This is a genomic window from Pedobacter foliorum (genome assembly GCF_013266735.1).
Classification (GTDB): domain Bacteria; phylum Bacteroidota; class Bacteroidia; order Sphingobacteriales; family Sphingobacteriaceae; genus Pedobacter; species Pedobacter foliorum.
The window spans coordinates 247,852-261,190 of record NZ_JABSNU010000004.1 but is presented as its reverse complement, the minus strand read 5'-3'; the positions used below and the strand labels follow the sequence as shown (position 1 = coordinate 261,190).

Annotated in this window: 10 protein-coding genes; 5 read left to right on the top strand and 5 right to left on the bottom strand. The window is 37.2% G+C overall.

Going from position 1 to position 13,339, the window contains the following annotated elements; translation table 11 throughout:
• Positions 1 to 98 precede the first annotated feature (98 nt).
• From rlmN to HQN83_RS10915, 3 genes are all read left to right on the top strand, one after another.
• Positions 99 to 1,148, top strand: coding sequence for a 23S rRNA (adenine(2503)-C(2))-methyltransferase RlmN (rlmN, locus tag HQN83_RS10925; protein ID WP_173090376.1), 1,050 nt, complete (start codon positions 99 to 101; stop codon positions 1,146 to 1,148).
• A 346-nt stretch (positions 1,149 to 1,494) separates the two neighbouring features.
• Complete coding sequence (locus HQN83_RS25315) at positions 1,495 to 1,890, top strand: ComF family protein (protein WP_246254451.1); 396 nt, start codon at positions 1,495 to 1,497, stop codon at positions 1,888 to 1,890.
• 19 nt (positions 1,891 to 1,909) lie between these two features.
• Positions 1,910 to 3,202 (top strand): hypothetical protein, encoded by a 1,293-nt coding sequence (locus HQN83_RS10915; protein WP_173090375.1) that lies wholly within the window; start codon positions 1,910 to 1,912, stop codon positions 3,200 to 3,202.
• Positions 3,203 to 3,460: 258 nt separating this feature from the next.
• Here the strand turns inward: HQN83_RS10915 and HQN83_RS10910 are convergent, their stop codons facing one another.
• Together HQN83_RS10910 and glyA are read right to left on the bottom strand one after the other, a co-directional pair.
• Positions 3,461 to 6,226, bottom strand: coding sequence for a PAS domain S-box protein (locus HQN83_RS10910; RefSeq protein WP_173090374.1), 2,766 nt, complete (start codon positions 6,224 to 6,226; stop codon positions 3,461 to 3,463).
• A 19-nt stretch (positions 6,227 to 6,245) separates the two neighbouring features.
• Positions 6,246 to 7,517: a serine hydroxymethyltransferase gene (gene glyA, locus HQN83_RS10905; protein ID WP_173090373.1), complete on the bottom strand. Its 1,272-nt coding sequence runs from the start codon at positions 7,515 to 7,517 to the stop codon at positions 6,246 to 6,248.
• Between the two features lie 93 nt (positions 7,518 to 7,610).
• On the opposite strand from glyA, the gene dxs reads away from it, so the two are divergent.
• Both dxs and HQN83_RS10895 read left to right on the top strand, forming a co-directional pair.
• Complete coding sequence (dxs, locus tag HQN83_RS10900; RefSeq protein ID WP_173090372.1) at positions 7,611 to 9,539, top strand: 1-deoxy-D-xylulose-5-phosphate synthase; 1,929 nt, start codon at positions 7,611 to 7,613, stop codon at positions 9,537 to 9,539.
• Positions 9,539 to 10,516, top strand: a complete 978-nt coding sequence (locus tag HQN83_RS10895) for a helix-turn-helix domain-containing protein (RefSeq protein WP_173090371.1) — start codon at positions 9,539 to 9,541, stop codon at positions 10,514 to 10,516. Before dxs ends, HQN83_RS10895 begins: the two co-directional genes overlap by 1 nt.
• A 352-nt stretch (positions 10,517 to 10,868) precedes the next feature.
• Here the strand turns inward: HQN83_RS10895 and HQN83_RS10890 are convergent, their stop codons facing one another.
• The 3 genes from HQN83_RS10890 to HQN83_RS10880 are packed head-to-tail and all read right to left on the bottom strand — an operon-like array spanning position 10,869 to position 13,338.
• Complete coding sequence (locus tag HQN83_RS10890; protein ID WP_173090370.1) at positions 10,869 to 11,582, bottom strand: DUF4397 domain-containing protein; 714 nt, start codon at positions 11,580 to 11,582, stop codon at positions 10,869 to 10,871.
• Between the two features lie 16 nt (positions 11,583 to 11,598).
• Positions 11,599 to 12,306, bottom strand: coding sequence for a LytR/AlgR family response regulator transcription factor (locus tag HQN83_RS10885; protein WP_173090369.1), 708 nt, complete (start codon positions 12,304 to 12,306; stop codon positions 11,599 to 11,601).
• Positions 12,307 to 13,338: a sensor histidine kinase gene (locus HQN83_RS10880; protein WP_173090368.1), complete on the bottom strand. Its 1,032-nt coding sequence runs from the start codon at positions 13,336 to 13,338 to the stop codon at positions 12,307 to 12,309.
• Position 13,339 lies beyond the last annotated feature (1 nt).

Genomic DNA, 13,339 nt, shown 5'->3' with positions numbered 1-13,339 from the left:
CTGGCCTCCGCCAGAATGACGTGCACTTATCTAGTAAATTTGTCATTACCGTATCGACATTCCGTGAAAAGAATATTTTTAGGTAACTTTGCGTTCAAATGCTTACTACAAAAAAAACTGACATACGTTCATTAGATCTGGCACAGCTGCACCAGCACTTCACAGCCATGAAAGAACCTTCTTACAGAGCCAAACAGGTTTACCAATGGCTTTGGGAAAAGTCAGCACGAACATTTGATGAAATGAGTAACCTTTCTAAGGAACTCAGAATCAAGCTTAATGAAAATTACGCAATCAATGTTGTAGAGGTTAACAACTCACAATTTAGTAATGACCATACCATCAAAAACACATTTAAATTGTATGATGGCAACATTGTAGAAGGTGTTTTGATTCCAATGGACGATCGTATGACTGCATGTGTAAGTTCTCAGGTCGGTTGTAGTTTAACTTGTAAATTTTGTGCAACAGGATACATGGATCGTAAGCGAAACCTTAATGCCGACGAAATTTATGATCAGGTGGTATTAATTGACCAGCAGGCAAAACAAAATTACAATGCTCCATTAACAAACATTGTATATATGGGAATGGGCGAGCCCCTTCTTAATTATGCCAACGTATTAAAATCAATAGAGCGTATTACTGCACCAGATGGTTTAAATATGTCGTACAAACGAATTACCGTTTCTACTGCAGGTATCTCAAAAATGATAAAAAAACTGGGTGATGATGGCGTTAAGTTTAACCTTGCCTTGTCTTTACACGCAGCAAATGATAAAAAGCGAAATGAAATTATGCCCATCAATGAGCACAACACATTAAAAGCGCTTGAAGAATCATTGAAATATTATTACTCCAAAACAAAAAATCCGGTAACCTACGAGTACATTGTCTTTAATCATTTTAATGATGAAATCGAGGATGCAATGGAACTTGCAAAGTTCTGCAAACACGTTCCTTGCAAAGTCAACCTCATTGAATATAACCCGATTCAGTTTGCTGATTTTTTAAATGCTGAAGGGGATAAAATCGATGCCTTCTCTAATTATTTGAAAAGCCAGGGCATTACTACAAACATCAGGCGTAGTCGCGGTAAGGATATTGATGCAGCATGCGGGCAGCTTGCCGTTAAAGAACAAAACTAATACTCCCCCAACCACTTATACCTAAAGAAGGAATAGATTAGCGGATGAACTTCGTTAACAAAGCCTTTCAGGATCTGATTGGTCTGCTATTTCCAAATTTATGCTGTGAATGCGGTATCGACATTTACCATGGAGAATCTTATCTGTGCAGCAAGTGTTTATTCACCATTCCATACACTGATCACCACTTACATCCTGACAATAAGGTGGCCAAACAATTTTGAGGAAGGATACCATTTAATGCGGCGATGGCCTTCTTGTATTTTAAAAAAGGCGGAAAGGTGCAAAACATCATTCACAATTTAAAATATAAGAATCAACAGGGTTTAGCCTCAAGATTGGCGTTATGATTGGAGATCGACTAAAAACCGCTCTCGTTTATACCGACATTGACCTGATTATTCCTGTTCCATTACACAAGAAAAAGAAAAGCAGTAGAGGCTACAATCAAAGCGAACTCATTGCCAATGGCATATCCACAGCACTCAACATTGAAGTAAATTCCGACTTACTCATTAGAACCATTACAACCGATACTCAGACTAAAAAAGGCAGGCATATGCGCTTTGAAAACATGAAAACCGTTTTCTCAGTTAAAAACAAAGGAAATCTAATTGATAAGCATATTTTACTGGTTGATGATGTTATAACAACCGGAGCGACCATAGAGGCCTGTGCAATAGAATTACACAAATGTGGGATAAAAAAATTAAGTATTGTTGCTGCCGCCTTTGCAGAATAAATTTATCTAAGTTTGTTAAATGCGTTTATCTTATCTGTACATAGGATTTCTTTTATTAGTGTTTACGGCCTGCCATAAATCTGAAGGAATAACTACGGATAGTCGTGCAAAGCTATCCTTTTCTACAGACACGCTCCTTTTTGATACTGTATTTACCTCCTCAGGATCTACCAATAAGCGAATTAAGGTTTACAATTCTAATTTAAAAGCGGTCAACATTAGTAACATCAAGCTAAGTGGCGGTGCAAGCTCTTCTTTTAGTCTCATTATAAACGGACAATCTGTTAATCAAAAAACAAACATCCAAATTGACGGCAAAGATTCTATCAGCATATATGTAAAAGTTACCATTGATGGAAATAATCAGACCGAGCCATTCATTGCACAAGACTCCATTTTATTTAATACTAATGGCAACAAGCAATCCATTGCACTTATAGCTTATGGGCAAAATGCGATTTTTATTAACAACCAAACAATCAGTTCAAATACCACCTGGACAAGTTCCCTACCCTATATTATCTACAAATCAGTAACTGTTGCACCACAAGCTACATTAAATATACTCCCAGGCACAAAAATCCTTTTTCATGGTAGTTCGGCAATGAATATTAAAGGAAAGTTAGTGGGCAATGGAACTGCTGCAAATCCAATCTTGTTTTCAGGTGATAGAACAGAAAGCTTCTACGCAGAAGAATCAGGGCAATGGAATGGCGTACATTTTTACAGCAGTAGTTCGGGCTCAACACTTAATTATACAATAATCAAGAATGCGGTGATTGGGATTGCCGTAGATTCACTTTCCACAACCAATAAACCCAAACTATCCCTTACCAATAGTATTGTAAAGAACATGGCTATCGCAGGTTTTGTAGGCTACAACACACAGCTGGATGCTTCTAATAATTTATTTTACAATGCGGGTCAATATCTCTTATATGGTGTTGCGGGAGGTAAGTATAACCTTAAACAGAATACATTTGCAGGCTATACTACAAAATTAGCCCGTAGAACACCATCAGTTTATTTTAGTGATTCAGATAACGGGCGACCTGCTGCAAATCTAAATGTTGAAATCGCTAATAATATCATCTGGGGAAGTTTAGCTGAGGAGTTTCTGATTGAAAAAAAAGCAAATACAACTATTGAAGCTACCATAAGAAATAATGCCATTAAGACGCTGCTAAAAACTTATGAAGGCAATTTTAATTTGTTAAATATCGACCCCGGCTTTATAGATCCAATTAAGTACAACTTTATCCTTCAAGACAACAGCCCGCTTAAAAATAAAGGATTTGGCTATGAACAATAATAAAAAAATACACCTCCATTATAACAATTTCAAAATAAGCTCGTTTACATTATTGAGAGCGTTAATTTAGATGGTAAGGGTCGATATTCTATATAGAATATCGGCCCTTTACTTTTTTATACAATTTCAACAAGATATTTTGGCAATTAAAAAATAATTCGTTCCTTTGTCGTGAGAGCGTTAATTTAAGGGTCGATAATTCCATGCTAATGGAGTATCGGCCCTTTATCTTTTGTAAAAATTCGTACTAAAGATTGCTTATTTTGAAAAGCTTATCGAGATAATATTCTGTATTTCCTCTGGTTTAAATGGCTTCAATATATGCCCATTCATACCACAAGCTTTGAACTTACTATTTTCATCCTGAAGTGTAGATGCAGTAAGCGCAATTATGGGAACCGACTTAAAATACTCATCATTTAATTCTCTAATAATACTTGTGGTTTCAAAACCATCTATACCCGGCATTTGAATATCCATAAAAATAAGGTCGAAAGTTTTGCTCATTACCTTCTCAATAGCTTCTTTACCGTTTCTAGCAAAATCCAGATCAAAGCCCCACTTACTAAGTATCCTACTGGCTATTAGAATATTAATTTCATTGTCATCAACAACCAATATCTTCTTCCCAACAAATGAAGCCGGTGGCTCATTAGAATTGGAAACAGCGGCATCTTGCGTCAGTTTATTAAAGCTAATGTCAAAAGAAAATTCAGTTCCTCTTCCCTCTTCACTATTTACACTAATATTTGAATGGTATAGCTTCAGTAGCTTTTTAGTAATGGCCAATCCAAGGCCTGTACCACCGTACTTTCTGGATATGTCTGTTTTAGCTTGGGTAAAGGTCTCAAAGATGTATGATTGTTTATCTTCCGGAATACCAATACCATTATCCTTTACGAAAAAGTGCACTGTGGCTTCTTCCTTAGTTTCACTAACCAAATCTATTTTTAGGTCTATTTTTCCATAATCAGTAAACTTTATCGCATTTCCGATTAAGTTCATTAAAATCTGATACAATCTGGTTTTATCTCCAAGAATATTTAGCGGGATCCGATCATCATAATGCAGCTCCAATTTATCTCCCTTTTGGGCAGCATTAACTTGTAATGAATTAACGATATCACCAGCGAGACCTTTTATGTCTAATGGTATAGATTCTAACTCTAAATTACCGGTTTCTATTTTAGTAAAATCAAGAATATCATTAATGATATTTAAAAGGTTCTCTGCAGAAAATTTGAGAATATTGAGGTCTTCTATCTGAGATACTTTAGGGTCATTGTCAATAAGAAGATGTGTCATGCCTATTACTGCATTCAATGGCGTTCTGATTTCATGACTCATTACAGAAAGGAACATTTCCTTGGCCTCACTTAATTGTAAAGCCTGCTCTTTGGATTCTAAAAGATCCTGTTCTACCTGCTTACGTTGAGTTATATCTGATATAAGATCGATTTGACGTTCAACTTCTCCCTTATCATTTATAATTGGAGTATTGGAAACTGCTAACCAGATAGATTCATTTGCTTTCGTTTTCGCCTGAACTTCTATTGCATAAGACTCACTTTGTCTTGCCTTGGCTCTCGAACTTAAGATAAGCTCTTTCTGAGCTTCATCTTTCGAAAGAATATCACCTAGCTCCTGTCCTTTTAGCTCTTCAAGTGAATAACCGGTTAATTTTTTAAGTGATTGATTAATCCAGGTTGTTTTACCATCAGCATCCGAAATATTAACACCTGTATTGGTTTTACTAGCGACTAAAGAAAGAACTTGTAATTCTTCTTCAGCTTTCTTCTTCTCAGTAATATCAATAATGATCTCCACTTCCATATCAACCTTTCCATGATCATTAAGCACCACGGTATTATAAATAGACAACCAAATTGGTTGCTTATCTTTTCTATACGAAAGAAGGTCAACGGTAAAAGACCTGTTCTGCTTAATCAGCACCCTAGCCCTCTCCAGTAGTTCCAAATCAGTTTTTGGGCCTACGATCAAATCACCTAGCCGCTTTCCCTTTAAATCATTGATGGTATAGCCTGTAATCTTTTCAAATGCATCATTTACCCAGGTTACATGGTTATTAGCATCACTTATAACTACGGCATTATTAATCTTACTCGCTACAAAAGAAAGCTTCACCAATTCACCCTCTACTCTTTTGTTTTCAGTTATATCTCTGCCATAAGTATACCAGCGTCCATCTTTGGTTACCATATTCCAGCTAAGCCAGCGCACCTCGCCCTGTTTGCTAATCACCCTGAATTCTACATTAAATCCCTTAATTTTTTTCCTCAGGCCATCTTCAATGGTTGTCACTAAGCGGTTGATGTCTTCTTTATTACAAAAATTCCAAATCGTTAAACCAATAGATTCCTCAACGGTATAACCAAGTATACCAGTCACAGCGTCATTTATAAATAGGATTTTACCGGAATAATCTAAAATACAGTGAATCTCAGGAGAAACAGTAGAAAGGTTCAGCATCTCCTCAAAACGCTTAGTCTTAGCCTCTAGCTCCTCGCTTTTCTTCCTTAAAGTAATATGAGTGATGGTTTCATTGGCAAGAGTTACCAAACCATCTTTTTGATCTTTAGTTAAATTTCTGACTACTACATCAAATACAGCTATAACACCTATTTTAAAGCCATTTTCGTCTAGCAATGGTGCACCGGCATAGAACCGAACCCCTGGTTTTCCGATAACCATAGGATGATCCTTAAATTTTTTATCATTTAAAGCATCCGGGATTTCTAATACTCCATTTCCTTTAATGGTTTCCTCACTAAAAGAGATTTCACGCGGAATACCGCCGTCCTCAATGCCAATAAAAGATTTCAAAAAGAGCCGGGTCTCATCAACCAAAATAATAACCGCAATGGGTGCGTTACATATTAAAGTTGCAAGTTTGGTAATATTGTCGAACTTATCCTCAGAAGGAGTATCTAAAATATTATACTGATGCAGTGCTTTAAGACGTTCATTTTCATTGGTAGACGAACTCCGGCTCTTTGATAACATTTAATTTATAATTCCCTTATTATTTATAAAGTGGGAACTTACTTACTAGTTCAATTACCTTTTGTTTTACTTGCTTAAGATTATCTTCATCTTCAGCATTGGTAATTACCTGGTCAATCAGATCAACAATCACCTCCATTTCTTCCTCTTTAAATCCTCTGGTTGTAATTGCGGCAGTTCCTACACGGATCCCTGACGTTACAAATGGAGATTTATCGTCAAAAGGAACCATATTTTTATTCACTGTAATGTCGGCTTTTTCAAGCGCATTTTCAGCGAGTTTACCAGTGATGTTTTTATTACGTAAATCGATCAACATCAAATGGTTATCAGTTCCACCAGAAATGATTCCGTAACCTTTAGCTACAAATGCTTTAGCCATAGCCTGTGCATTAGCCTGTACTTGCTTTATGTAAGTTAAGTACTCATCACTCAATGCCTCTCCAAAAGCAATTGCTTTTGCAGCGATAATATGCTCTAAAGGACCACCTTGTGTACCAGGGAAAACAGCCATATCTAAAACTGATGACATCATTCTGATTTCACCTTTAGGTGTTTTTAATCCAAATGGGTTTTCAAAATCTTTACCCATCATAATCATACCTCCACGTGGCCCACGTAGTGTTTTATGTGTAGTTGTAGTAACAATATGACAATGAGGAAGTGGATTGGTTAATAATCCACGAGCAATAAGACCTGCCGGGTGAGAAATATCAGCCATTAACAATGCGCCAATTTTATCAGCTACGCTACGAACAAAAGCGTAATCCCACTCCCTAGAGTATGCAGATGCTCCAACAATAATTAATTTAGGACGTTCAGCTAAAGCTACTTCTTCAAGTTTAGCATAATCAATTAAACCATCCTCTTTTTTTACTCCGTAGAATAACGGATGATACAATTTTCCTGAAAAATTAACCGGAGAACCATGAGTTAAGTGACCACCATGAGAAAGATCAAATCCTAAGATTTTATCTCCTGGTTGAATTACTGCAAGCATTACCGCAGCATTTGCCTGAGCACCGGAATGAGGTTGTACGTTAACCCATTCAGCACCAAAAAGTTTCTTAGCACGCTCAATAGCAATGGTTTCCACCTCATCTACTACCTGGCATCCACCATAATACCTTTTGCCCGGAAGGCCTTCAGCATATTTATTTGTTAAACAAGAACCAGCGGCTTCCATTACCTGCTTGCTTACAAAATTTTCGGAAGCTATCAGTTCAAGTCCATTTTCTTGACGGCCCAATTCTCTGTCAATCAAATCAAAAATTAAAGTATCTCTAGTCATTTATCGAAGTATATTTTTGTAAAATTAGCAATTTTCCTTCTTACTTTGATAACAAAATACCTTACTTTGTACTTCTATTGATAAAACCCCTGCATGGAAGATATTAACGGTCCATTATTACCTAACATAAATTACCCTACTGATTTAAAGCAGTATAAGGAACAAGACCTTGAGCAAATCTGCAAGGAACTTAGACAATATATTATAGATGTAGTTAGTGTAAATGGTGGACATTTTGGTGCTAGTCTGGGTGTTGTTGAGCTTACAGTGGCCTTACATTATGCTTTAAACACCCCTTATGACAAATTAGTTTGGGATGTTGGCCACCAGGCTTACGGCCATAAAATACTTACCGGACGCAGGCCTGTATTCCATACCAACAGAATTCTAAATGGTATCAGTGGCTTTCCAAAAATTAGTGAAAGCGAGTATGATACTTTTGGCGTAGGCCACTCCTCTACCTCTATTTCTGCCGCTTTAGGTATGGCTGTAGCTTCACATTATAAAGGGGAAACTGATCGTCAGCACGTAGCTGTGATTGGAGATGGCGCTATGACTGCCGGATTAGCTTTTGAAGGATTAAATCATGCCGGGATTGAGAACTCAAACTTACTGGTGATCCTTAACGATAACTGTATGTCTATTGACCCAAATGTTGGGGCATTAAAAGAGTATTTAACAAATATCACTACTTCAAAATCTTACAATCGTTTCCGCGATGACATTTCAAATGTACTAATCAAGCTTTCTGAGCTTGGTCCTAATGCACATAAGTTTGTTAAGAAAATTGAAAAAAGCATAAAAGGCACCTTACTTAAGCAGAGTAATTTATTTGAAGCACTGAATTTCAGATATTTTGGCCCGGTAGACGGCCACGATGTTGTAAGGTTAACTCAGGTAATTAAAGATTTAAAAGATATTCCGGGACCTAAACTGTTACATTGTGTAACTGTAAAGGGCAAAGGTTTTGCATTGGCAGAGAAAGATCAAACCAAATGGCATGCACCGGGTCTTTTTGATAAAATTACAGGAGAAATTAAAAAATCTGTTCCTGATAAACCTCAACCTCCAAAATATCAGGATGTTTTTGGACACACTTTGGTTGAACTTGCAGAGGCCAATAAAAAAATTGTAGGTGTTACGCCTGCAATGCCTTCAGGATCTTCCATGAACATCATGATGAAAGCAATGCCTACCCGAGCATTTGATGTTGGTATTGCTGAACAACATGCTGTTACTTTTTCAGCTGGATTAGCAACTCAAGGACTTGTCCCTTTTTGTACCATCTACTCTAGCTTTATGCAAAGAGCGTACGATCAGGTAATTCATGATGTCGCTATACAGAATTTAAACGTAGTTTTTTGTCTTGATCGTGCTGGATTAGCGGGTGCTGATGGTGCAACACACCATGGCGCTTATGATTTAGCCTACATGCGCTCTATCCCACAGATGACTGTTTCTGCGCCAATGAATGAGGAAGAATTGCGTAATTTAATGTACACAGCTCAACAGGAAAATATGGGACCTTTCTCTATACGTTACCCAAGAGGAAACGGGGTTATAGTAGACTGGAAACGCCCATTGAAAGTTCTTGAAGTAGGAAAAGGCAGGAAAATCTGTGATGGCGAAGATGTAGCCATCCTAACTATTGGTCATGTTGGTAATTTTGCCGTAGATGCATGCAAAGAACTAAATAGTGAAGGGATACATCCTGCTCATTACGACCTTCGTTTCGCAAAGCCTTTAGACCAGGCCATGCTTCATGATGTTTTTAAACGATACAAATATATAGTAACTGTAGAGGATGGGTGTTTGCAAGGTGGAGTAGGCAGTGCTATACTTGAATTCATGGCCGACCACCAATATAATGCTCAAGTAATTCGTTTAGGCATTCCTGATGAATTTATTGAACATGGAGAACAGGCTGAGTTATGGGCACTATGCGGTTATGACACTACAGCAATTATTAATACAATAAAAAAGATTGCCGTAAGCAGAACTACAAAAACAATGGCATCTTAATGCCTAAAAGAACAGGTCCAAGGCACCAGCCTTTTGTAAAGCCGGAACCAGAATTAATGGATCTGGTTATCAATCATCTTTCTTCTTATCACCCCTTGCCAAAGCACCTTGAAAATACCTTCAGGGAGTGTTTATTTGAAGCAAAGGTTAAGAAAAACGAATACCTGCTTAACCAGGGAGAAACAAGTGAGTACCTGTACTTCATCATCAAAGGACTGGTTGTTGGCTATACCACGCTTAAAGAAAAAAAACTGACTACTTATATCTGCCTTGAAGGCGAATCTGTTTCGGCAATTAAAGGAATGTATGGCGAAGGGCCATCCGGGGAAAGTATTTACGCGGTCGAGGATTCTCATTTGATCGGTTTACCTATAAGCAATCTACTGCAATGGTTGGAAACCTCATTTGAAATGAATATTATCATCAGAAAAATTGTGGAATCCTTCTACAAGTCGGCTCATCAAAGATCTAATTTGGTAAGAATGGGAACAGCGCAAGAGAAATATGAATTTTATCTTTCTACCACCCATCATAACATCAACAGAATTCCCCCACAGTATATTGCCGATTTGCTGGACATAAAACCGGAAACACTCAATAAAATTTTAAAAAAGACGAAAGAGCCAAAAGGTGCGTTAACACAAACGCATTGTGAGCTGATTGAAGAATACATGCTAAATCAGCAGGCTTTTAAGCAGCATGGATTAACTCTTTCGAAAATGGCTGCTGATATTGCCCTCCCTACCCATCTCTTATCACATATATTAAATTTTCACTACAAAAAAAGCTTCAGTTCTTTTGTAAACAGCTATAGGGTTGGGTACATCAGAAACAAACTCCAAGACCCTTCTACCTGGCAACACCTTACTATTGAGGCTTTAGGGAATGAGGGAGGTTTTTCTTCAAGAAGTGCATTTTTCTCGGAATTTAAAATACAGACCGGCATGACTCCTTCAGAGTACGCCAAGTCCAGATAAAACGAAGTCCTGCATTATAACTCAGGACTTAATAAGCTTTCTTTTGCTTGTATCAAAATAACCTATTGATTACATTTGTTAACAATAGTTCAATACATTTTTTTACAAACACCTAGTTTTAACAACAATTCAATTAACACTAAAGAAAATGGAAGCTTCGGAAACTGCCTGGTTAAATACTAGCAAAGTCTACAAAAAATGTCCATACTGCAAACAAGGCGAACTTGATTCAAGAATTAGAAGAGGCCCCTTAGTTAAGTCATTCTTATTTTGGCTTGACCTTAAAAGATACGCTTGCGGTTCTTGTGGTCGCAAAGTTTATATGGTAGGTAAAAGCGACAAATAGCACCCATTACTTGTGAGTGTATATTTGTAATTTAAATAATTGCTCCACATCATTCGGTTTTACCAAGCCTATTGACATAACGGTATAATAAGAGCCCGCTACTAGAACTGCATTATCCAACGAAGCCTTGACCTCATTTTGAGTGTCACTTTTAGCAGAAAAAGAATAGGTTCCAGGATCAACTTCAATAAAACTACTAACCTCTTTATAAGATTTATTACTTATCAAATTTTGAGCGCCACTATTTAAAGCCAAATTAAGGGCTGGAGCATCTGGAGATAAATTTATAAAGCGTACAAAGGCCTTTTCTGTTGAATAAGACTCAGGGCTATCTGAAACCAACAAACCATCCATATCCTCTTTTCTGTTAATGATAAAAAAAGAATATGCCTTGTTCTCATCTACTGTTATAGTTTTAGTAAGCAGTGCTACTGGGTCTGTTTCTGTCGTAAACTTTATGGTGTGATCTCCGGCTGTTAATGTAGAATAAGGAATAATACCCCCAAAAGGAAGTGCCCCTTCTATAACTTTTGTCCCATCTAAATAAGCATTGTAAGTTGCCAGATTAGGTGATGCATTTACAATGGTTACCGAGGAAAGCCCTGTGGTGTTTACCTCTTCTTTTTTGCAGGAGCTAAGTAGCATTGCAACTAGGGTAATTATCATAAATACCAACAATAGATCCAGACCTTTATTGGTCTCATTTTTTAAAATATTCATAAGGGTTTATTAAAATTTATAGATTTTTTCCATTAACATATGCTTGCAATGCAGAGCGGTATCCTTCTCCAATTGGAATTTCCGTGCCGGCAATAATTACTTGTGTTTTTTGAATTGATTCAATCTTTTCCAGAGAAATGATATATGATTTATGAATACGCATGAACCTGCCAGAGCTGAACTTCTCTTCTACGCCTTTTAAGCCCATTCTGGTAATTACTTGTTTCCCATCTTCAATATTGATTCTCACATAATCTTTAAGCCCCTCAATAAAAGTGATGTCCTGCATCCTTACTTTTACAAGCGAATAATTTGCATTTACAAATACGTGGTCATTTTCAGATTGAATCAACTTTGGCTTAACCTGTCTCATTTGATAAAGTTCCCTTGCTTTTTCAACCGCCTTAAGAAACCGCGAAAACGGTACCGGCTTCACAAGGTAATCTATCACATCCAGGTTAAATCCATCAAGTGCATGTTCCTGATAAGCTGTCACCATAATTACCATTGGCGGCTGTTTCAATGAGCGCAGCAACTCCAAACCATTTATGCCAGGCATTTGAATGTCAAGAAACATTAGGTCAACCTGGTTCTCTTTTATTAAATCAAATACCTGCATTGGAGTACGGATAGCGGCTATAACATTTAAATAAGGGATTTGCCTTGCATTATCCTCCAGTAGCTTAAGCGCCGGGCTTTCATCATCAATTAATATGCAGTTCATTTATAGGTTTATTTGAAGTTTAGCAGTGTAAGTAGTTGGGCTTTCCTCTATTTTTAATGTATGGATATGAGGATAAAGCAGCTCCAGGCGGCGACGCACATTAGCAAGCCCAATTCCCGAATCCCTTTTATCTGAAGTTGAAGGCCATGTCCTTACAGGAGCAATTCCATTCATTACCTCCATACTCAGTTTATTTGCCTCTACGGTAATAGAAATATCTATTATCGGATCAGGAAGCATTCCAATTCCATGCTTAAAAGCATTTTCTACAAATGGAATTAAAAGCATTGGCTCAATAGCATATTCATCAGATATTCCCGACAGGTAAAGATTAACCTGAATATCATCTCCAAATCTCAATAACTGCAAGTTGATGTAGTTCTTTAAGTATTCCACTTCCTCTGTAAGCGTGATCTTTCCTTCATCGCTATCATAAAGCATATAGCGCATTAATTGCGACAAGCTGATTAATGATGGTTCTATAAGTTCAGGTTTCTTCCTCGACATGTAGACCAATGTATTGAGCACATTGAACATAAAATGAGGACTGATTTGAGAGGATAAGAATTCCAATTCTGTTTTCAGATGGATATTTTCAAGCTCCTTTATATGTTTATCACGTATGATTTTATCCATATAAAGGCGATAACAAAAACTAACTACAATAACAAAAGTGAAAGGTAAAATATTCATTAAAGGCTTTGGCCGAGGCATCCTGTGATCGGGGAATCTCGGCATTTCAGGACGTAAAAAGTGATTTGCTATCATAAACAAAAGCAGTGTCACAATCAACAGCAGAACATAGAAATACATACCATAACTCTTTTCCCTTACAGGATAAATAAGAAAACTATGCACATAGAAGATGACAATGAGCAAGATGTTAGACAAAAATAGATTCTTAAACATGTCATTTCTAAACTCCGGAGGGGCACTTCCAAACCTTGATAGGAAGGGTAAACTTAGCACTACCAACCAAATGAGCAGAGGGGCCAAAGCACTTAGTAAACGACGGTATTTTGATTTCTCCATG